The organism is Gluconacetobacter dulcium (assembly GCF_014174165.1).
GTDB classification, from domain to species: Bacteria; Pseudomonadota; Alphaproteobacteria; order Acetobacterales; family Acetobacteraceae; genus Gluconacetobacter; species Gluconacetobacter dulcium.
In genome coordinates this window covers 24,309-44,003 of the sequence record NZ_JABEQN010000003.1, presented here as the reverse complement: position 1 = coordinate 44,003, position 19,695 = coordinate 24,309, and the positions used below count along the sequence as shown (strand labels likewise).

Genomic DNA, 19,695 nt, shown 5'->3' with positions numbered 1-19,695 from the left:
ATGGCGGAATACGAACTTCAGATTTTCAGCCGCTGCCGGCTGTCGCGTTATGCCTAAATTTTAATCACATCCTCGCCTATCGAACCGGCATCTGCCATGCCTGCCTGACAGGAGCGGCGCGCGTCCCGGCATCCCGCCTGGCCGGAGGCGCCAGCATTTTGCTGCCCATTCCCGGCGATTGGCAGCCATGCAACGCTTTACGACAGTCAGGCATCGTCTGGCCGGCCCTCCGGCGATCACTGTAATTCTCGTCTCCGACAGCGCCGCCGATGCCAACGAGCAGGCCCGCCGACCAGCCATCCACCGGGCTCTTCAAGTATAAATTCTTTATGTCTGTGTTCTTTTTATGTCTTCCGGCGGTTCGGGGTCGAAACGACCCATGCTCCATGCATGTGCGCAAAAGACATATCAGTGTCCCACTCACCAGACATGCCCGGAAAGCGGGGCAGGGAGCGTGAAACGCATCCCGGCGCAATGATGGTGTCCGCGGCGGGATTCGAACCCACGGCCCCAGGATTCATCCCACTTCGGCTTTCACCGCCGCCATCCGAAAATGGCGTTCGTGGTCTGGACTGTCCCTTCACCCTAAGCCCGAAGGCCGACAGGTGCCGCCCGTCCAGTCTCTACACCTTCCCGGCAGGACCGGGCTTGGCTCGGGATCGGCACGACACACGGTGTCAGAGCGTTCCCCGAATTTGAGCGGATCCGTCATGAGGTTTCCCGCCATGACGCCCAATTTGAAAACCAGGAATCCTGTGCTCTATCCTGCTGAGCTACGCGGACACACGCTCTGCTTCTAGCCGAGCACAGGGATTCGGGCAAGCGCCCCCGCGGCCGGAAGGCGCGTCAGCGGTCGCGGCGCAGCATCGAAGCGGTCGCGGCCAGCCGCGCGATATGCCGGCGGCACAATGCCAGGTCGGGCGACCCGGTCTGCTTGCAGTCCTTCTCCAGCGCCTGGGTCTGCTCGGCGGCATCCATCAGACGCTCGGCGCTCCAGAGCGACAACGCCTGGCCAAAGGATTCGGTCCGCTTGAAGAACACGGGCGGCCGCAATCCCCGCATCGCATCCGCCCGGCTCTGCCCCGAATCCATCGCGATCCGCGCGCGCCTCAGCCGGTGCAGGTGCGACAGCAACGCCCGCGCAACGGCGATCGGACTGGTGCCTTCGGCCAGCGCCCGCTCGATCGCGGTATCGGCGCCGGCCCGATCGCCGGCGGTGGCGGCATAGGCCGCATCTTCCAGCGACACGCCGGCGGCATCGCCGATGCAGGTACGCACATCGTCCAGCGTCAGATGCCCGCCCCGCCCGGCATAGAGCGCCAGTTTCTCAACCTCGCCCCGCATCGCGGCCCGATCCGGCCCCAGCAACCCGGCGAACCACGCCAGCGCATCGGCGTCGATGCGGATCTCCTCTTCCCCAAGGCTCTGGCGAATCGTGCCTTCCAGCGCCCGGCCTTCCTCGGGATAACAGCCGATGGCCGCGCAACCGGCCTGGGCTTCGACCAGCGCGCGCAGGCGCGAGCGACTGGCAAGGCCGGGAGCTTCGATGATGACCAGCGTATCGGACTCGCGGGCCAGGCTGGCCTTCAACGGCGCCGTCAGACTGTCCCCCCCGTCGCGCACCCAGACGACCCGCCGCCCGCCGCTGAGGGAAAGAGAGAAGATTTCCTCTTCCAGCCGCTCCGCCGCATCCCGGTCCAGCACCGCGACGCGAAAGGGGTCGTCCAGTTGCGGGGCAATGGCGGTCGCGGCCTGGCGGGCGCGCTCGCGAATCAGCCCGGTATCCTCGCCATGCAGCAGAATGGCCCTGAGCGCGCCGGGCTCGCGCAGGACCCTGGCGACCGAGCGCGCGTCGATCTTCACTGGCTGTTGACTGTTCCGTTGCCCGGATCGCCGCCCGCCGTGCCGGACGGATCGGGCGAGGACCGGCCGATAGCCATGCCCGGCAGACCGTCTTCACCGACCGACTGACGCGGGATTTCGGTGCTGGAATTGGGCATCACGTTCGGGTCGACATAGGTCGCCTGCGGCATCACCGTCCGCTGGGCGGGGGCGGCGTGGGTCTTGAACCAGATCGCAAGCTGCTGGGTAATCCGGTCGGCGACCGCCTGGGCCACCCGGCGCGCCAGCGCGGTCTGGTTCAGGTTCTGGGCGAAATACTGCTCGAACGTCTCGTTTTCGCCGTCCATGACCTGGGTATCGCCCTGGGTCACCAGCATCGGGGTGGGCGCGACGGTATAGAGCATCCAGTGCGCGTGGGCGGTGGCGCGGGTCCGGCCGGTCGTGTTGTCCGAATGGATGTCGATCGCTTCGTTCATCACATAGGAATTGACGCGCAGCGTATAGCCGTTCGGGTCTTCCTGCTCGGCTCCGGCCAGGTTCTGTTGCAGGAACAGCCGCAATTCCTGCCCGTACCGTTCAGGGATGCTGGCCACGTAAATCTGGCGCAACTGGTCGGGGATCGTCCCGCCCGCGGCAGCGCTGCCGGCCGGCGACCCATACAGGGGCTGAAAGCCGCACCCGCCCAGCATCGTCACCATGGCCATCAGCACCGCCCGGCGCAGCGGGCGAGACGAACGGAGCGCGTCGGGACGGGGCAGATGCGGCATCCGATCAGCCCGCGATCACGAAATTGACGATGCGGTTGGGCACATGAATGCGCTTGACGATGCGCTTGCCCTCCAGCAGCCGCGCCACATTGGGCTCGTTTTCCGCCAGAGCGATCACCGTCTCGGCCGGCGCATCGGGCGGCGCGGCCACGGTCCCACGCAGCTTGCCCATGATCTGGACCGCGATGGTCAGTTCGCGCGCCACCAGCAATTCCGGCTCGGCCACCGGCCACGGACGATCGACGGCCGGCGCCTGGCCGGGCTCCAGCAGGGCCAGCATCTCTTCCGCCTGATGGGGCACCATCGGCGCGGCCAGCAGGCACAGGCTCAGCGCGGCCTCGCGCCGGGCATACGCCATGCCGGCATCGTCGGCCGCGCGCTCGGCGTCCGCCAGGGCGGAGGTCAGCTCATGCAGACGCGCCACCGCCACGTTGATCGCGAAGCCTTCCAGCGCCTCGCTCACGGCCGCGATGGCGCGGTGGGTGGCACGACGCAGCGTGTCGGCGGCTTCAGAGAGCACCGCCTCCGGGGCAGCGGCGGCCGGAACGGTCTCGGCCACGATCCGCACCACGCGATAGAGCCGTTGCAGGAAGCGCGCCGCACCGGCCACGCCGGCCTCGGTCCACTCCATGTCGCGTTCCGGCGGGCTGTCCGACAGCACGAACCAGCGCGCGGTATCGGCCCCGAACCGCTCGATGATCGCCACCGGCGCCACGGTATTGCGCTTGGATTTGGACATCTTCTCAACGCGGCCGATCGTCACCGGCGCACCGGTTTCCCGATGCACCGCGCCATCGCCGCGCCGCTCGACCTCTTCGGGATACAGCCACAGCCCGTCGGTATCGCGATAGCTTTCGTGATTGACCATCCCCTGGGTGAACAGACCGTCGAACGGCTCGTCCAGCCCCAGATGCCCCGTCTCCCGCATCGCCCGCGTGAAGAAACGGGCATAGAGCAGATGCAGGATCGCATGCTCGATCCCGCCGATATACTGGTCGACCGGCAGCCAGCCATCCGCCGCCGGGCGCACGGTCGGCGCGGCCGCGTGCGGGGCGGTAAAGCGGGCGAAATACCACGAACTGTCCACGAAGGTATCGAACGTGTCGGTCTCGCGCGTGGCGTCGGCGCCGCAGCGCGGGCAGGCGACATGCTTCCAGGTCGGATGATGGTCCAGCGGATTGCCCGGCCGGTCGAACGTCACATCCTCGGGCAGGGTAACGGGCAACTGGTCGTCGGGCACCGGCACCGGGCCGCAGGCGGCGCAATGAATGACCGGAATCGGGCAGCCCCAGTAGCGCTGGCGCGAAATGCCCCAGTCCCGCAGCCGCCAGTTCTCGACCCCCCGGCCGACGCCCAGCCCTTCCAGGCGGCTGATGGCCCCAGCCCGCGCCGCCCTGGTGTCCAGCCCGTCCAGAAAGCCGGAATTGATCATCGTGCCGTCACCGTCCCACGCCTTGGCGGTGATGGCGAAGGTCGATGCATCCTCGCCCGGCGGCAGAACGACGGGGCGGAAGGGCAGGTGATAGGCGTTGGCGAAATCCAGATCCCGCTGGTCGCCGCACGGACAGCCGAAAATGGCGCCGGTGCCGTAATCCATCAGCACGAAATTGGCGATCCAGACCGGAAAGCTCTCGTCGGGCATGAACGGATGCGACACACGCAGGCCGGTATCGAACCCGCGCTTCTCGGCCTTCTCGATCGCCTCCTCGGAGGTCCCGAGGCGGCGGCATTCGGCAATGAAGGCGGCGGCGTCCGCATTGTCGCGCGCAACCTTCGCGGCCAGCGGATGGTCGGGCGCGACGGCCAGAAACGCCATGCCGAACAGCGTGTCGGGCCGCGTGGTATAAACCTCGACCGAATCCAGGTCGGTATCGAAGCCCTGGGGCGGGCTATGCAGCCCGAAGCGCACGCGCGCGCCGACCGAACGCCCGATCCAGCGCTCCTGCATGACGCGAACCCGCTCCGGCCAGCGCGGCAGATGCGACAGCCCCTCCAGCAGGTCGGGCGCGAATTTGGTGATGCGCAGGAACCATTGCGAGAGCTTCTTCTTCTCGATCAGCGCGCCCGAACGCCAGCCGCGCCCGTCCACCACCTGCTCGTTCGCCAGCACGGTATGGTCCACCGGGTCCCAGTTCACCCAGCTTTCGCGCCGCTCGACCAGATCGCCCTGAAGCATGTCCAGAAACAGCTTCTGCTGCTTGCCGTAATATTCGGGCAGGCAGGTCGCGATCTCCCGGTCCCAGTTGAACGAGAAGCCCAGCCGCTTCAGCGTGCCGCGCATGGCGGCGATATTGTCCAGCGTCCAGGTCTGCGGATGCACGCCGCGCTCCCGCGCCGCGTTTTCCGCCGGCAGGCCGAAGGCATCCCAGCCCATCGGATGCAGCACCGAAAACCCCTTGGCCCGCTTGAAGCGCGCCACCACGTCGCCCAGCGTGTAGTTGCGCACATGGCCCATATGAAGCTGCCCCGACGGATACGGGAACATCTCCAGCACGTAATATTTGGGGCGGTCGGCCGGCGGCACGTCGGGCACGTCGAAGGCGCCCGCCCGCTCCCACTCGGCCTGCCAGCGCGGTTCGGCCGTGCGGAAATCGTAGGAAGCGGGGGTCATTTCAGTCATGTCAGGGTCCAGGAGCACGGGCCGGGGCGTCACGGTCTGTCACGACCGGCCGATACGAAGCAGAAGGATGCCGGGCAACGGCCCGGCATCGTCCCCGGCGCGGGAACGCCGGGGGAAGGGGCTTACTTGCCGCCGCCATTATCGGCGCGAAGCTGCCGCGCACGGGTCAGGATTCGCGTCGTGATGTCCGACACCGTGTTCGGGGCAACCGGCGTATCGACCCACTGCCCATCCGTGAACGCCTGGCGGAAGACCGACACGCGCAGCGCGTCCGACCGCAGATTGCGCGACAGCACATAGGCCGTGATCTTGAAGCGTTCGTTCTTGGTGGCCGGCGGGGTGTACCAGTCCGTCAGGATCACGCCGCCGATGGCATCGGCCGAGGCGAAGGGCATGAACGACAGCGTGTCGATCGCGCCGCGCCACAGATAGGCATTCACGCCGCTCTTGCCGATCTGGTCGTCGCCGCCGCTGGCGGAGCGGTCCTGGGTGATCAGATGGTTCTGCGGCATCGCCAGCCCCGCGTCCGCGCGGCGCGGCGAGGAACATGCGGTCAGGCCCAGAATCGGGGAAAGGGCCAGCACGCCCAGCAGGCGGGCCGATGGCGAAAGGCGGTGAATGGCGGATGGCGGTCGAACGGTCATGTTGCCCCTGTGGTCCCCTCGGGTCTGGCCCCGCTGATGGATCGGCGGCCGTGGCGGTTCCTGCCCGTCCGGGGCCGGCGGTCGGACCACGGTTCAGCCGGTTTCACTGCCGTCTTCATATCCCGGAGCGCCATCCCCGCCAAGCCGGGCGGTGATTTTCTCCCTGCCGCACCCGCGGGCAACCACGTCCCGGCGGCAACGGACGACCGGCAAGACCATCCCGAGCCTTGCCTTCACGGGTCCGGCCGGTTTGAAAAGACCGATCAGGCCGCGCCGCGCGGGGGAGTCGCCGCGCGACGGCACGAAAGATTCGGCATGAAAGATTCGGAGGGGCGGCGTGGCAGGCATCGCGGGCAGGGGGGCAGGGGCCGGCGGGCCGTGGCGGGGCATGGCCCTGCTGGCGGCCCTGGCGCTGTCCGCCCCCCCGGCCGGCGCGGCCGACCACCCGGCGCGGACGGCCTCCCCGGCCGCCCGCCTGACCCAGACGGAGAAACTCACCCTGGTGCGGGCGGAGGTCGTGGCCACGCCGGTCGCGGGCGTGTCGCTCGTCACGCTGCCCGGCGTGCCGCGCGCCGGCCTGCCGGCCCTGCGCATGGCCCTGCTGGAAGCCGGCGCGGGGCAGCGCTCGCCGCTGGCGCTGATGGCGACCTGGGACCGCGACCTGGCGCGGCGGGCGGGGCAGGCGCGGGCGCGGGCGATCCGGGCCGGCGGCCGGGCGATCGCGGCGGTCGGCGGCGTCGGCCCCCTGCCGGCCGGCCGCGCCTATGATGGCGAGGACCCCTTGCTGGCCGGCCGGATGATGGGCGCGGTCGCATCCGGGCTGATCGCCGGCCATGTGCTGCCGCTGTTCGGCGGCCGTGGCCAGCCCGACGCCGACGCGGCCGACGCGGCGTCCGAGGACCGCATGCTGGCCCTCCATGTCGCCCTGGAGCAGGCAAGGGGCGCGGGCATGCTCTGCCACGTCACGATCGTGGATGCGCGGCCATGCGGCGCGCTGGACGGCATGGAACGCACGCTGCGCGACGGATGGCATTATGGCGGCATGATCGCCCTGCTGGCGGACCGCCCGACGCCGGACGGCACGGCGGCCCGCCGTCCGATGCTGCTGTCGGCATTGGCGGCCGGCATCGACGTGGCGGGCGAACCCGGCACCGCCGATACGGCGTTGTTCGGCGCCTCGCTGCGCCAGGCGGTCATGAAGGGAGGCTTCGTGCCACCCGCCCGGCTGGACCGCATGGCCGCCCATGTCATGCAGTCGATGGACGACGCCGGCGTGACCGAGAATCCGCCACCATTCGGCGCGCTGCGCGCCCCCGTGCATTATCGCGACCCGCTGGCGGAAGACGTGGTCGCCGAAGGCACGGTGCTGCTGCGCAATGAAAACGCGATCCTGCCCCTGGCCGGCACCACCGCCGAGCCGATCCTCGTCCTGGGCACCGGGGCGGCGCGGGAGGCAGCGGATATCATGGCCGACGCCCTGAGCCGGACAGGGCAGGTCGCGCGCCGGGCCGCCGACGCGCCGGCGGACGGCCCCGTGCCGCCCTATATCACCCAGGCCGGCCATATCGTCCTCTTCTCCGCCGGCCCCGAGGACGACCGCCTGATCGACGCGGTGGCCGACACGGGCGCGCACGTTCTCGTCGTCCTGCTGTCGGACGATCCCGCCCGCCCCATGCCGTGGCTGGACCAGGTCGACGGCGTGGTGCAGGCGTGGTCGTGGCGCGAGGGCGGCGGTGACGCGCTGGCGGACCTGCTGACCGGCCAGCGCGAGTTTTCCGGACGCCTGCCCGTCACCTTTACCGGCGGCGCCGCGCCGCCCCACCCGCATCTGGCGGCATACAAGGCATTCGACCGGGCACATGTCGCGCCGCTGTTCCCGTTCGGATACGGGCTCTCGGCCCGCGCGCGTTTCGCCTATGGCGACCTGAAGGTAACGCGGGACGGCTCACGGCTGCTGGTCGCCTTCAGCGTCTCCAATCGCGGGGCCATGGCCGGCCGCGACGTGCCGCAGATCTATCTCGACCTCCCCGAAGGAACCGGCGACGCCCCCAAGCGCCTGATCGGCTGGCGGAGCGTGCAGCTTACCCCCGGACAGGCCGCACGGCTGGCGGTGGGGATCGACGCGCGCATGCTGGGCCACTGGAATCCGGCAACGCTGGACTGGGTGGTGCCGGCGGGCGAGTACGGCGTGTCGCTGGGCGGCCACTCCGCCAATCTGGGCCAGCAGACGACGCTCCACCTGCCGGAGATGCACATCCCCGGCGCCTTGCCCGATGCCGAAGGCGGCTGAGAAGCCTCCCCACGCTCAGGGCGGCGGCTCGCCTTCCTGCGGCGCAAAGCCCAACTGCACGATCAGGTCGCGCGTCGCCTGCGCCGCCGCCAGCACGGCACCGCGATCCACCCCCTTGCAGACCAGGGCCACGCCCCGCCGTCCATCCGGCCGCCTGAACGGATAGGACCCGATATCGAGGTCCGGATAACGGTCCTGGATCTCGGACAGGCCGGCGGCCAGCGCCCCCTCGAACAGCTCCAGCGCATACCAGCTTCGCGAGGTCACGGGCGTGCCATGCCGCAGGGTCGGGGCCACCGCCTCGAACATCGCCTGCATGATGCGCGGCACGCCGGCCAGCACATGGACATTGCCGATGCTGAATCCCGGCGCGATCGAAACGTTGTTGGCGATCGGGGTCGCCCCCTGCGGCAGGGTCGCCATGCGCTGCCGGGCGGCATTGAACTCCCCCGGCCGAAAATGCGCTTCCAGCAGCCGGAAGGTCTCGGGATGGACGACCCACGGCACCCCGAACGCCTCGGCGACGCAGGGCGCGGTAATGTCGTCATGGGTCGGCCCGATGCCGCCGGTGGTGAAGACATGCTCGAATCGCGCCCGCACATCGCACAGCGTGGTCACGATCACCTCGCGGCGATCGGGGATGATCCGCACTTCGGCGAGCGTGATCCCCAGTTCGGACAGGCGTCGTGCGATATATTGCACGTTGACGTCCTGCGTCCGGCCCGAGAGAATCTCGTTACCGATGACCAGGATGCAGGCTGTCGGGTTCATGATGGCGGGTTCCCGTCCAATGGCATTGAACCGCATTATGAGCCCGGAATCCGCTTCCGGCCAGACAGGAGGATTGGGGCGATGAGGGAAGGACCGATGTGCGGCGTGCCGCGCTGCGTGTGGGAACTTCCAGCCATGCTGGGCGAAGGCCCCGTCTGGTCGGAAGCCGAACAGGCGCTGTATTTCGTCGATATCGTGGGAAAGGCGATCCACCGCTACCGGCCGGAAAGCGGCGAGAGAACCTCCTGGCCCGCTCCGGACCGGCCCGGCTTCCTGGTGCCGCTCGCCGACGGCACCTTCCTGTGCGGCCTGCGCGACGGGCTGCACCGGTTTTCCCCCGCCACCGGCCGATTCGGCCTCGACCTGCCCGTCGAGCCCGACCAGCCCGGCAACCGGATCAATGACGGCCATGTGGACCGGTTCGGCCGCCTGTGGTTCGGCACCATGCACGATGCCGAGACCGAGCCCACCGGCTCGCTCTATTCCGTCCGCCAGGACCGTGGCGCCCTGTCGATCCGGCGCGAGGATACGGGCTACGTGGTCAGCAACGGCCCGGCCCTGTCGCCTGACGGCCGCACGCTCTACCACAACCACTCACCCGCCCGGACCGTCTACGCCTTCGACGTGTCGCCCGAGGGCACCCTGTCGAACCGCCGGGTCTTCGCCACCCTGCGGGACGGCTACCCCGACGGCATCGCGGTCGACAGCGCGGGCTTCCTCTGGGTCGGCGTATGGGACGGCGGGCGGATCGAACGTCTGGCCCCCGACGGCACCGGGGTCGAGCCCATTCCCATGCCGGCCCGCAACGTCACCAAGGTCGCCTTCGGCGGCGCCGATTACCGCACCGTCTTCGTCACCACCGCCCGCAAGGGCCTGTCGGCCCGCCAACTCGTGGACCAGCCCCTCAGCGGCAGCCTGTTCGCCTTCGGCACCAGCATCGCCGGCCAGAAACAGGCCACCTTCACGCTGGACGCACCCTTCGCTCTATAGAGGGGGTCGCCCCACAGAGGGCCGCCCCATAGAGGGTCTCCATGCAGAGGGCCGGCCGTCGCCGTCTCTCACACCAGATCGCGCAGCAGAGGCACCAGCGGCAGATCCGCTTCCGGCATCGGATAGGCCGAAAGATCGTCCCCCCGAACCCACGCCAGCGTCTGGCCTTCCCGCGGGCGGGGCACATTCTTCCAGCGCCGGCAGACATAGACGGGCATCAGCAGATGAAAATGCCCGTAATCGTGCGACACGAACGTATAGGGCGCGAGGCAGGACCGGCTGACATCCAGGCCAAGCTCCTCGTCCAGTTCGCGGATCAGCGCCGCCTCCGGCGTCTCCCCGGCCTCGACCTTGCCGCCGGGGAACTCCCACAGGCCCGCCATCGGCTTGCCTTCCGGCCGACGGGCCAGAAGAATGCGGCCATCGGTATCGATCAGCGCGACGGCGGCCACCAGCACCACGCGCTTCCGCTCCCCGGCCTGGGTGGTCGCGGCGCCGGACGACGCATCCATCGCCATATCCTCCCGGTTCGCCTCGAACAGCAGCACCGGATGCTCCCCGCCGCGCGAGACGAATTCCTGGTGCCCGGTTCCGGTCTCGCGAAACCCCAGCCGCCGCAGCACGGCGATCGAGGCCGGGTTATCATGCGCCACGGCGGCGGCCACGCGGTCCACCGGCATGTTGGCCAGCGCCCAGCGCGCGATCCGCCCCACCGCGCTGGTGGCGACCTTGCGGTTCCAGTAAGGGCGGCCAACCCAGTATCCCACGGTGGCCGACCGGCGGCCCCGATCGACCTGCAACCCGATGCAGCCGATCAGCGAATCGGGCGTATCCGATTCGGGGTGGGTAATGGCGAAATGATAGGCCACCCCCCGCCGCGCCAGTTCAGCGGTCGAGGCGATCCATTCATCCGTCAGCCCGCGCGGGTAGGGAAACGGCACCCGGCTGAGCATCCGGATCACGCTCCAGTCATTGACCAGCCGGTGCATCGCGCCCGCGTCCGACGACACAAGCGCCCGCAGCCGGAAGGGGCCGGCCTCCAGGGTGGTATCCGTCCGCTCGTCGATCATGGAACTGACATGGAGCTTGCGAAACCCTCAGCCGATCTCGGGTACGCGAATGCCGCATTCGGCCAGAAGCTGGCGCAGGTCGCGAATCACCGGGAACACTTCCTGGTTATGGTCGCCGCCCAGTTCGTTCCACGCATTCTGCTCCAGTTCCACGATCTCGCGATCCTCGCGGAAGATCCGCTCGGTAAACGCGACCAGGAACGGCCAGGCCAGGTCCAGCACGCCCGGCAGCTTGGGGCGCTTGATCGACAGCAGCCCGAAGACCCGGTTGGTCAACTGCTCCTCGTCCTGCGGCACGTAGGCAATCCACAGATCCATCACCGCCTCGCCGCCGGTCGGCTCGATCTTCAGCGTCTGGTACGGATATTCGGTGCGGATGGTCATGACATCGCGATGGGCGAATTTCGCGCTGTTGTCGCGCTTCTGCCCGAAGACCAGCGCCTCGCCGATCGGCTGCTTGCCGCCGGTGCGGGCGAAGGTATAGCGCGCCTCGATCATGCCGGGGCCACGATCCTGGCCCAGGAAGCGCGGCTTCATCTGGCCCATCTGCTTCATGTGCATGAACTGATGGTTCATATCCATCAGGTTCTCATGCATGAAGCTGTAGTGGCATTTCACATGCCGGCCGAAGCGGCGGGTCTTGTAGTCGGGGTTGGCAACCTGCGACAGCCGGGGCATCGGCACGGTCTCGGCCTTCTCCGGATCGCCGGGAAAGATGAAGATCAGCCCGTCCTGCTCGCGGCAGGGATAGGTCTTCACGCCGTTGGGCAGCTTGCCCTTGCCCAGATAGGGCACGTCGATGCACCGGCCCGAGCGCCCATAGGCCCAGCCGTGATAGCAGCACTGCACCGCCTGGCCCTTCACCGTGCCCTTGCTCAGCGGCACCTGCCGATGGGCGCAGCGGTCCTCCAGCGCGAAGACATCGCCTTCAACGGGGCGCACAAGGGCGATCGGCAGGCCGGCATAACGGGTGCCGATGGTCTTGCCGGCCTTGAGTTCGCGTGACCAGGCCACGGGATACCAGAAATCGGGATCGCAGCGGATGCGACGCAGATCCTCCCCAAGGGTCAGGGTGGGGCGGGGCATGCTGTCCGTCGAAAAAATCTGGTTCATCGTCTCTCTATGTGCTCGGTCGCCTGCGGCTGTCCGGTGGGTCGCGCGGCATCGTGACAGAAGCCGCACGCATTAAAGAGGCATCTCATCCTGTCGCGCAATTGATAATCCATGTCATTGCCCGACAGCGGCAAGGGCCCGGTTTCTCTTCCCGCCGGTCAGGCTGGAAGCCCTTATGATATCAGGCAACGCACCGGTCGCCGGCCTTGATTCTGATCAAGGACGTGTCGATTCCCCAACGGGCTCCCCAACGTGCGGCGAGGTGGCGAGTTCGGCGGTCAGGTCCTCGATAAACTGCCAGGCGACGCGCCCCGAGCGCCCGCCACGGGCAACCGACCAGGCATTGGCGCGCCGCGCCAGCTCGTCCTCCCCGATCGCGAGGCGCCGGGTCGCGGCATAGGCCCGCACCATGTCCAGAAAGACATCCTGCGCGCAGTTATGAAAGCCGATCCAGAGCCCGAACCGGTCGGACAGCGAGACCTTCTCCTCGACCGCCTCGGACGGATTGATGGCGGTCGAGCGTTCGTTGTCGATCATGTCGCGGGGCATCAGGTGCCGCCGGTTGGAGGTCGCGTAGAACAGCACGTTCTCCGGCCGGCCCGAGATCCCGCCATCCAGCACCGATTTCAGCGCCTTGTAATCGGCATCCTCGCTCTCGAACGACAGGTCGTCGCAGAAGACGACGAAGCGGCGCGCACTGGTGCGCAGCAGCGCCAGCAGGTCGGGCAGGGTGGACAGGTCCTCGCGCTGGATTTCGATCAGCACCAGGCTCCCCCGGCCGGGCGCCGCCGGCACGCCCTCCGCCGTCAGGTTGGCCTGCGCATGGGCGGCCTTGACCAGCGAGGACTTGCCCATGCCGCGCGCGCCCCACAGCATCACGTTGTTGGCCGGCAAACCACGGGCGAAATGCAGCGTATTGTCCAGCACCAGCCGGCGTTGTGTCTCGACGCCGCGCAACAGGTCCATATCGACATGCGCCACATGGGCCACCGGCTCCAGGCGGCCCCGCGCGGGGTGCCAGACGAAGGCATCGGCGGCATCCAGCCCGGCCAGGCTCGGCGGCGGCGGCGACAGCCGCTCCAGCGCCTGGGCGATACGGTCGAGAAAGGGCAGGAGAGGGTGAGACTCCATCGTCGGTCCTGTGGCTGGAAAGGCGCGATCGGACCCGGAGCGCGGCGGAAAGCAAACCGACGCCTTGACGGGAAACGGACGAAAACTATGGTCCACTGCCTCAGCCCGCAACCCATTAAATGAGCGCCGAAAGCACGACATGACCGCACTTTCAGATTTCCTTGTGACCCCGGCATATGCCCAGAGCGCCGGAGGCGAGGGGGGGCTCCTGAGCGCCGGCGGGCTGATGTCGATCCTCCCTTACGTCGCGATGTTCGCGATCTTCTATTTCCTCCTGATCCGCCCGCAGCAGCAGAAGCAGAAGCAGTTGCGCGCCCAGCTCGCGGCGATCCGTCGCGGCGACCGGGTGCTGACGGCCGGCGGCATCATCGGCGTGGTGCAGAAGATCCGCGACGATTCGAACGAAATCGAGATCGAAATCGCCCCCAACGTCCGCGTGACGGTGGTGCGCGAGACCCTGACCTCGGTCGTCACCAGCACCGCCAAGCCCGCCAACGACGCCGCCCCCAAGGCCGGCTGAACCGCGCCCGGCGGCGGCCGGCGAACCGGCCGCTTCGCCGGCCGTTAGCCCTCTCCGGGGGGAAAGGGGCATGACGCTGTACGGAGAGATCGAGGCAGTCAGAGCCGAGCGCGGGGCCGGGCGGGGCGCCGAACGCTTCCAGCCCGTCTGCCAGCCCGCCTGCATGCGCGGCCAGGCCGGCGTGGCCTCGGGCCTGGCGTCGGTGGCCGGGCTCATGTTCGGTCTCGATATCGGCGTCATCTCCGGCGCGCTCGGCCCCGTCGCGCGCGAATTTCACGCCACCCGGCTCGTGCAGGAATGGATCGTCGCGGCCATGATGGTGGGCGCGGCCTTGGGCGTGCCCATCGCGGCGCGGCTCTCCTTCGGCTGGGGGCGCAAGCACACGCTGCTGATCGGCGCGGCCCTGTTCGTGGCGGGGTCGCTGTTCTGCGCCATGGCCGGGTCGGTCGGCACGCTGATCGCCGGGCGGGTGACGATGGGCCTCGCGGTCGGCATCTCCACCTTCACCGCGCCGCTCTATATCGCCGAGATCGCCGATCCCCGGCACCGGGGCGCCATGGTCGCGATCTACCAGCTCATGATCACCATCGGCATCATGGCGGCGTTCGTCTCCAACGCGCTGTTTTCCTATTTCGAGACATGGCGCTGGATGCTGGGCATCGTGGCCTTTCCCGGCATCGTCTTCATGATCGGCGTCGCCTTCCTGCCCGCCAGCCCGCGCTGGCTGATGATGCGCGGCAAGCGCGAGGCCGCGCGGCGCGCGTTGCAGGACCTGCGCGGCCAGGGCCAGAGTGTCGCCCGCGAACTGCGCGAGATCGACGCCCGCCTGCACGTCCGCACCTCGGGCTGGGCGCTCCTGCGCAAGGACCGGAATTTCCGCCGCTCGGTGGCGCTGGGGGTGACGTTGCAGCTCGTCCAGCAATTCACCGGCATGAACGTGGTCATGTATTACGCCCCGCGCATCCTGGGCCTCGCCGGCTTCATCGACCATGGGCGCCTGTGGGGCACCGTCATCGTGGGCGCGGTGAACGTGGCCGCCACCTTCGTGGCGATCGGGCTGGTCGATCGCTGGGGCCGCCGCCCGCTGCTGGTCTGCGGCCTGGTCGTGATGGCCATCGGCATGGCGCTGCTGGGCATCTCCCCCTCCGCCGAAGTGCGCGAGACGACGGCCCAGGCGCTCGCCATCGGCGGCATGATCTGTTTCGTGTCCGGATTCGCCTTTTCGGCCGGGCCGGTGACATGGGTGCTGTGCGCGGAAATCCAGCCGCTGCAAGGCCGGGAGTTCGGCGTGGGCTGCTCCACCGCCGCCAACTGGGTCGCCAACATGATCGTGGGCGTGTCGTTCCTGTCGCTGATGGACCGCCTGGGCCTGTCCGCGACCTTCTGGCTCTATGCGGGGCTGAACGCGCTGTTCGTGCTGCTGGTCGCCCTGTTCGTGCCCGAGACCAAGGGCCTGACGCTGGAGCGGATCGAGCGGGACCTCGCGTCCGGCGTCAGGCTGCGCGATATCGGGCACGCCGGGCCGCTCTCCGGCGGCCGTACATGAAAAACCCGGCCCCAAGGGGGCCGGGCATTCCAGGTCACGCGGTACCGTCGGCCGTTCAGGCGGCCTTGAGCTGCGCCTCGGCGAACTCGTAGTTCGCCAGCTTGTCCAGATAGTTGGTCACGTAGTCGGGGCGACGGTTGCGGAAGTCGAGATAGTAGGAATGCTCCCACACATCGAGGCCCAGCAGCACCTTGCCCTGGCCTTCGGCCAGCGGGTTGGAGCCGTTGGCGCTCTTGGTCACCTTCAGCTTGCCGTCCGAACCCAGCACCAGCCACGCCCAGCCCGAGCCGAACTGCGAGGTCGCAGCCGCCTTGAAGTCGGTCTTGAACGTATCGACACTGCCGAAATCCTCGGCAATCTTGGCGGCCAGCGCGTCGGGGATCGTGCCGCCGGTCGGCGACAGGTTCTGCCAGAACAGGATATGGTTCCAATGCTGGCCGGCATTGTTGAACACCGGCGCCAGGGCCGCATCCCCCTTGACCGCCAGGATGATTTCATCGAGCGACTTGCCCTGAAGTTCGGGCTTGGCTTCGACGAAGCCGTTCAGCGCGGTGACATAGGCCTGGTGGTGCTTGCCGTGATGCAGCTCCAGCGTTTCCTGGCACATGCCGCGCGCCGCCAGCGCGTTGGTCTGGAACGGAAGAGTGGGCAATTCGAAAGCCATGGACGTTCTCCTTGGAATTGCAGCGGCGAAAACGCCGCCCGTCAGAGCTATGGGGGCGGGGAAGGGGCGTCAAGTGACGGAACAGGGACGGCCGACCCGCCGGCCGAAACTCTTGCGCCACGCCGTCGCGCGCGGCAAGCCATTGTCATGACACGCACTGCCATGACGGCCCCCCCGGAAAGACGCGCCGCCGCCGCCGGAGTTTCCCCCGACGCCCCCATTGCCCGGCGCGCCGACCCCGACCGCTTCCTGTGCGCGCTGTTCCTGCCGGCGGCGGCGCGCGAAGCCGCCTTCACCCTGCTCGCCTTCAATCACGAAACCGTTCGTGCCCTCGGCGGCATGCAATCCCGCGCCGTCGCGGGGTCGATGGCGGGGCTGATCCGCCTGCAATGGTGGCGCGAAATCATCGAAGGCGCCCCCCACCCGCACGAAATTGCCGACCCCATCCGCGCGCTGATCGCGCAGGGCCGCGTGAAGCCCGAAACCCTGCTGGGCATCCTCGACGCCCGCGAGGCCGAACTGGACGGGCTGGCGGACTGGCCCGCCTGGCGCACGGCAATGCGCGGCGGCGCCGGCGGCATACAGGTCGCCATCGCCCAGGCGGCCGGCGTGACGGACCCGGACCTGCTGAAAGCGGTCGAATCGCACGGCGCCGCCTACGGCGCGGGCGGCCTGGTGCGGCATCTGGAACTGGTGCTGGCCAGCGGCCGCTGCCCGGTGCCCGATTCCGCGCTGGCCGAATCCGGCCTGTCGGGCGACACGATTCGCGACGGCGCCCCCCTGCCGCCGGACATCGCGCGGGCGCTGCGCGCGGACCTGCGCCGCGAAGGGCAGGCATTCCTGGCCGAGGCCGGCCGCCGGCGCCTGCCGCGCCAGGCCAGGGCGGCGGCGCTGCCGGGCGTGCTGGCCCGGCGCGACTTCGCCCGTGGGGCCGACCCGGCGCCACGCGGCCTCGGCGACCGGCTGGCCGTCATGGCGGCAATGGCATTCGGCTGAGGGCCGGCGCGCCCTACGGCGTATTGGCCACCATGCTTTCCAGCACGGCGAACAACGCGGAATAATCGTCGTTCGCATGCCCCCGCCGCGTCAGCGACAGAAGCTGGGTGGTGGTCGCCATGGTCGGCACCGGGGCGGCGACACGGGCGGCGGCGTCCAGCAGCAGCCGCATGTCTTTCTGCATCAGCCGGGTCGGGAATTGCGGCCGGAAATCGCCCGCCCTGGCCGCCTTGAGCTTGCGCTTGTGATGGGGCGAGATCACCGCGACCGAATCGAGCGCCTCGAACAGCATGTCCCGGTCCAGCCCGGCGGCCACGCCGTAGCTGAAGCCTTCGGCAACCGCCGCCAGCCCCACACCCATGATGCCGTTGATCACCAGCTTCAGCTTCGAGCCACAGCCGGCCGGCCCGGCATGGATCGTCGTCTGGCCGATAATGTCGAAGATCGGCTGGGCGCGCGCCACAACCTCCGCCTCTCCGCCGACCAGCACCACCAGCGTGCCGGCATCGGCCTCCGGTGTGCTGCCCGACACCGGGGCATCGAGGGCGGCGATCCCCCGTTCGCCGGCCGCCTCCGCCAGCGCCAGCGAGGCTTCCGGCGACACCGAACTGGTATTGATCAGCAGCGTCCCGGCCGCCATGCCCGCCAGCACGCCGTCGGGGCCATAGGCGGCACTTTCCAGCGCCTCGTCATCGGGCACGCAGAGAATGACGGTCCCGCCCGAGGCTTCGGCCAACTGGCGGGGCGAGGGCAGAAAGCGGGTCGTGCCGTCGCCACCCTTGCCCGATGGGGTATAGGCTACGATCTGATAGCCGGAGGCTTCGAGATTCCGGCCCATGCGGCTGGCCATGGCGCCAAAGCCGACAAAGCCGACAGTCCCTGCCGTGCCGTGATCAGAGGAATCGGTCATGGTCATGCTCCTTTTCAATACCGTCCCGTTTCCGGCAAGGTGCCGGACGATCCCAGCGGTGTCACGCCCTCCGCCCGGCGCGTGCCGGGACCCCAGGAGGCCCCAGGAAAGAAGGCCCCTCATGCGCGTCTTTCGCTACCCCGCACCGCCATCCTCAGCCATCACGCCACCCGCGCTGTGGCTGTCGCGGCGCGCCATGCTGGCCGCCGCCGCCGGCGCCGGCCTCACGGGTTCGATCCTGCCGCCACGCCCGGCCGGGGCGGCGGAGCTGGCGGCCCGTCCGGGCGCCCTGTCGGGCACGGGGCTCAAGCCCACGCCCCTGCGCGACGTGACGCACTACAATAATTTCTACGAATTCGGACTGGAGAAGACCGACCCGGCCGAACGGTCCGGCGCGTTCCACCCCCGTCCCTGGACCGTGCGGGTCGACGGCATGGTGGCCAAACCCCGCACCTACGACATCGACGCGCTGCTGACCCGCCCCCTGGAAGAGCGGACCTACCGCATGCGCTGCGTCGAGGCGTGGTCGATGGTCATCCCCTGGATCGGCTTCGCGCTGCGCGACCTGCTGGCCGAGGTCGAGCCGCTGGGCAGCGCGAAATATGTCGCCTTCGAATCGGTGGTGCGCCCGTCGGAAATGCCGGAGCAGGGCGGCGTGCTGCCGGTGCTCGACTGGCCCTATGTCGAGGGGCTGCGTCTGGACGAGGCCATGCACCCGCTCACGATCCTGGCGGTCGGGCTGTACGGCCAGACCCTGCCCAACCAGAACGGCGCGCCGATCCGGCTGGTCGTGCCGTGGAAATACGGGTTCAAGGGCATCAAATCGATCGTGCGCATCCGCCTGACCGACCGGCAGCCCCGCACATCGTGGAACCTCCGCGCTCCCGACGAATACGGCTTCTACGCCAACGTCAATCCGGCCGTGGACCATCCGCGCTGGAGCCAGGCCAGCGAGCGGCCGATCGGTGCCGGCGGCGGCTTCTTCGGCGCCGCCCGTCAGCCCACCCTGCCGTTCAACGGCTATGGCGAACAGGTGGCCGGCCTCTATGCCGGCATGGACCTGCGGCGCGATTTCTGATGGCGCCATGGCACGCAAGGTCCGCCGGCCCGATCCGGCTGGCCCTCTACGGTTTCGGGCTGCTTCCGGCGGCGGTGTCGTTCGTGCTGGGCGCGACCGACCGGCTGGGCGCCGATCCGGTCAATACATTCGAGCGCACGCTGGGCCTGTGGGCCTTGCGCTTCCTGATCCTGTCGCTGTGCGTCACGCCGCTGCGGGACCTGACCGGGATAAACCTTCTCCGCTACCGGCGGGCGCTGGGGCTACTGGCCTTCTGGTACGCGCTGTTCCACCTGTCGGCCTATGTGGCGCTGGACCAGGGGTTCGACCTGCTCACCCTGCTGGCCGACGTGACGAAACGGCCCTTCATCATCCTCGGCATGGTCGCCTTCACCATCCTGGCCGCGCTGGCCGCGACATCGAACGGCTGGTCGATCCGCCGGCTGGGCAGGCGCTGGAAGGTGCTGCATCGCCTAGCCTACGCGGCCGCGATTTGCGCCGCCATCCATTTCATCCTGTCTTTCAAGGTGATCCGGGCGGAAACGCTGCTCTATGGCGGGGTCGTGTCCGGCCTGCTGGCCTACCGGGTCTGGCGGGCCATGCCCCGGCGCGCAAAGCCGCCGCCGGCCTGAACCGGCCATCCGGATTTCGGTGATGGTTCCCTTGCCACGATGCGGGAAAAGCCTGACAGTCATGCGCTGCCGGAATGGAAAGACCGGCAATTCCGCCGGGGAATTCCAGAAAATGGAAGCAATAAGAAGGAA

General features: G+C 68.8%; 17 protein-coding genes. 7 read left to right on the top strand and 10 right to left on the bottom strand.

What is annotated here, in order from left to right; all coding sequences use genetic code 11:
- Nucleotides 1–846: 846 nt before the first annotated feature.
- The 4 genes from holA to HLH25_RS03175 form a co-directional block, all read right to left on the bottom strand.
- Complete coding sequence (gene holA / locus HLH25_RS03190) at nt 847–1,863, bottom strand: DNA polymerase III subunit delta (protein WP_182972699.1); 1,017 nt, start codon at nt 1,861–1,863, stop codon at nt 847–849.
- On the bottom strand, nt 1,860–2,609 hold the full coding sequence (locus HLH25_RS03185; protein ID WP_182972698.1) for an LPS assembly lipoprotein LptE: 750 nt from the start codon (nt 2,607–2,609) through the stop codon (nt 1,860–1,862). The genes holA and HLH25_RS03185 overlap by 4 nt, the downstream gene beginning before the upstream one ends.
- 4 nt (nt 2,610–2,613) lie before the next feature.
- Nucleotides 2,614–5,229 (bottom strand): leucine--tRNA ligase, encoded by a 2,616-nt coding sequence (leuS, locus tag HLH25_RS03180; protein WP_182972697.1) that lies wholly within the window; start codon nt 5,227–5,229, stop codon nt 2,614–2,616.
- A gap of 122 nt (nt 5,230–5,351) precedes the next feature.
- Nucleotides 5,352–5,873, bottom strand: coding sequence for a DUF3576 domain-containing protein (locus HLH25_RS03175; RefSeq protein WP_182972696.1), 522 nt, complete (start codon nt 5,871–5,873; stop codon nt 5,352–5,354).
- Nucleotides 5,874–6,210: 337 nt separating this feature from the next.
- Between HLH25_RS03175 and HLH25_RS03170 the strand changes: the two genes are divergently transcribed.
- Nucleotides 6,211–8,163, top strand: coding sequence for a glycoside hydrolase family 3 C-terminal domain-containing protein (locus HLH25_RS03170; RefSeq protein ID WP_343065486.1), 1,953 nt, complete (start codon nt 6,211–6,213; stop codon nt 8,161–8,163).
- A 15-nt stretch (nt 8,164–8,178) separates the two neighbouring features.
- Here the strand turns inward: HLH25_RS03170 and HLH25_RS03165 are convergent, their stop codons facing one another.
- Nucleotides 8,179–8,934: a competence/damage-inducible protein A gene (locus HLH25_RS03165; RefSeq protein WP_182972695.1), complete on the bottom strand. Its 756-nt coding sequence runs from the start codon at nt 8,932–8,934 to the stop codon at nt 8,179–8,181.
- An 81-nt stretch (nt 8,935–9,015) separates the two neighbouring features.
- Here HLH25_RS03165 and HLH25_RS03160 point away from each other — a divergent pair, with 81 nt between their 5' ends.
- Nucleotides 9,016–9,924, top strand: a complete 909-nt coding sequence (locus HLH25_RS03160; protein WP_182972694.1) for an SMP-30/gluconolactonase/LRE family protein — start codon at nt 9,016–9,018, stop codon at nt 9,922–9,924.
- A 68-nt stretch (nt 9,925–9,992) separates the two neighbouring features.
- On the opposite strand, the gene HLH25_RS20460 is transcribed toward HLH25_RS03160, so the two are convergent.
- The 3 genes from HLH25_RS20460 to HLH25_RS03145 all read right to left on the bottom strand — a co-directional run bounded on the left by HLH25_RS20460 (nt 9,993) and on the right by HLH25_RS03145 (nt 13,238).
- Nucleotides 9,993–10,994 (bottom strand): bifunctional GNAT family N-acetyltransferase/(deoxy)nucleoside triphosphate pyrophosphohydrolase, encoded by a 1,002-nt coding sequence (locus HLH25_RS20460; protein ID WP_182972693.1) that lies wholly within the window; start codon nt 10,992–10,994, stop codon nt 9,993–9,995.
- Nucleotides 10,995–11,021: 27 nt separating this feature from the next.
- The gene (locus HLH25_RS03150; protein WP_182972692.1) at nt 11,022–12,107 is read right to left on the bottom strand and encodes an aromatic ring-hydroxylating oxygenase subunit alpha; all 1,086 of its coding nucleotides are present in this window, start codon (nt 12,105–12,107) and stop codon (nt 11,022–11,024) included.
- Nucleotides 12,108–12,323: 216 nt separating this feature from the next.
- Entirely contained in the window at nt 12,324–13,238 is a 915-nt protein-coding gene (locus tag HLH25_RS03145) for an ATP-binding protein (RefSeq protein WP_182972691.1), read from the bottom strand.
- A gap of 139 nt (nt 13,239–13,377) precedes the next feature.
- Between HLH25_RS03145 and yajC the strand changes: the two genes are divergently transcribed.
- A complete protein-coding gene (gene yajC, locus HLH25_RS03140; protein WP_182972690.1) occupies nt 13,378–13,758 on the top strand; it encodes a preprotein translocase subunit YajC in 381 nt (126 codons plus the stop codon).
- Nucleotides 13,759–13,921: 163 nt separating this feature from the next.
- Nucleotides 13,922–15,304: a sugar porter family MFS transporter gene (locus HLH25_RS03135; RefSeq protein ID WP_182972867.1), complete on the top strand. Its 1,383-nt coding sequence runs from the start codon at nt 13,922–13,924 to the stop codon at nt 15,302–15,304.
- A gap of 55 nt (nt 15,305–15,359) precedes the next feature.
- On the opposite strand, the gene HLH25_RS03130 is transcribed toward HLH25_RS03135, so the two are convergent.
- The gene (locus HLH25_RS03130) at nt 15,360–15,968 is read right to left on the bottom strand and encodes a superoxide dismutase (protein WP_182972689.1); all 609 of its coding nucleotides are present in this window, start codon (nt 15,966–15,968) and stop codon (nt 15,360–15,362) included.
- Nucleotides 15,969–16,115: 147 nt separating this feature from the next.
- Between HLH25_RS03130 and HLH25_RS03125 the strand changes: the two genes are divergently transcribed.
- Nucleotides 16,116–16,964 carry a squalene/phytoene synthase family protein gene (locus HLH25_RS03125; protein WP_246401135.1) on the top strand — a complete coding sequence of 283 codons (849 nt, stop codon included), beginning with the start codon at nt 16,116–16,118 and terminating at the stop codon, nt 16,962–16,964.
- A 13-nt stretch (nt 16,965–16,977) separates the two neighbouring features.
- On the opposite strand, the gene HLH25_RS03120 is transcribed toward HLH25_RS03125, so the two are convergent.
- Nucleotides 16,978–17,874 (bottom strand): NAD(P)-dependent oxidoreductase, encoded by an 897-nt coding sequence (locus tag HLH25_RS03120; RefSeq protein WP_182972688.1) that lies wholly within the window; start codon nt 17,872–17,874, stop codon nt 16,978–16,980.
- A gap of 121 nt (nt 17,875–17,995) precedes the next feature.
- Here HLH25_RS03120 and msrP point away from each other — a divergent pair, with 121 nt between their 5' ends.
- A complete protein-coding gene (gene msrP, locus HLH25_RS03115; protein ID WP_182972687.1) occupies nt 17,996–18,952 on the top strand; it encodes a protein-methionine-sulfoxide reductase catalytic subunit MsrP in 957 nt (318 codons plus the stop codon).
- Nucleotides 18,952–19,563: a protein-methionine-sulfoxide reductase heme-binding subunit MsrQ gene (msrQ, locus tag HLH25_RS03110; protein ID WP_182972686.1), complete on the top strand. Its 612-nt coding sequence runs from the start codon at nt 18,952–18,954 to the stop codon at nt 19,561–19,563. The genes msrP and msrQ overlap by 1 nt, the downstream gene beginning before the upstream one ends.
- Nucleotides 19,564–19,695: the final 132 nt, after the last annotated feature.

Bases quoted from the DNA above. Each gene is read 5' to 3' on its own strand.
- HLH25_RS03185 (WP_182972698.1), bottom strand. From the start codon at position 2,609: ATGCCGCATCTGCCCCGTCCCGACGCGCTCCGTTCGTCTCGCCCGCTG.
- leuS (WP_182972697.1), bottom strand. From the start codon at position 5,229: ATGACTGAAATGACCCCCGCTTCCTACGATTTCCGCACGGCCGAACCG.
- HLH25_RS03175 (WP_182972696.1), bottom strand. From the start codon at position 5,873: ATGACCGTTCGACCGCCATCCGCCATTCACCGCCTTTCGCCATCGGCC.
- HLH25_RS03165 (WP_182972695.1), bottom strand. From the start codon at position 8,934: ATGAACCCGACAGCCTGCATCCTGGTCATCGGTAACGAGATTCTCTCG.
- HLH25_RS03160 (WP_182972694.1), top strand. From the start codon at position 9,016: ATGAGGGAAGGACCGATGTGCGGCGTGCCGCGCTGCGTGTGGGAACTT.
- HLH25_RS20460 (WP_182972693.1), bottom strand. From the start codon at position 10,994: ATGATCGACGAGCGGACGGATACCACCCTGGAGGCCGGCCCCTTCCGG.
- HLH25_RS03150 (WP_182972692.1), bottom strand. From the start codon at position 12,107: ATGAACCAGATTTTTTCGACGGACAGCATGCCCCGCCCCACCCTGACC.
- HLH25_RS03145 (WP_182972691.1), bottom strand. From the start codon at position 13,238: ATGGAGTCTCACCCTCTCCTGCCCTTTCTCGACCGTATCGCCCAGGCG.
- yajC (WP_182972690.1), top strand. From the start codon at position 13,378: ATGACCGCACTTTCAGATTTCCTTGTGACCCCGGCATATGCCCAGAGC.
- HLH25_RS03135 (WP_182972867.1), top strand. From the start codon at position 13,922: ATGCGCGGCCAGGCCGGCGTGGCCTCGGGCCTGGCGTCGGTGGCCGGG.
- HLH25_RS03130 (WP_182972689.1), bottom strand. From the start codon at position 15,968: ATGGCTTTCGAATTGCCCACTCTTCCGTTCCAGACCAACGCGCTGGCG.
- HLH25_RS03125 (WP_246401135.1), top strand. From the start codon at position 16,116: ATGACACGCACTGCCATGACGGCCCCCCCGGAAAGACGCGCCGCCGCC.
- HLH25_RS03120 (WP_182972688.1), bottom strand. From the start codon at position 17,874: ATGACCGATTCCTCTGATCACGGCACGGCAGGGACTGTCGGCTTTGTC.
- msrP (WP_182972687.1), top strand. From the start codon at position 17,996: ATGCGCGTCTTTCGCTACCCCGCACCGCCATCCTCAGCCATCACGCCA.
- msrQ (WP_182972686.1), top strand. From the start codon at position 18,952: ATGGCGCCATGGCACGCAAGGTCCGCCGGCCCGATCCGGCTGGCCCTC.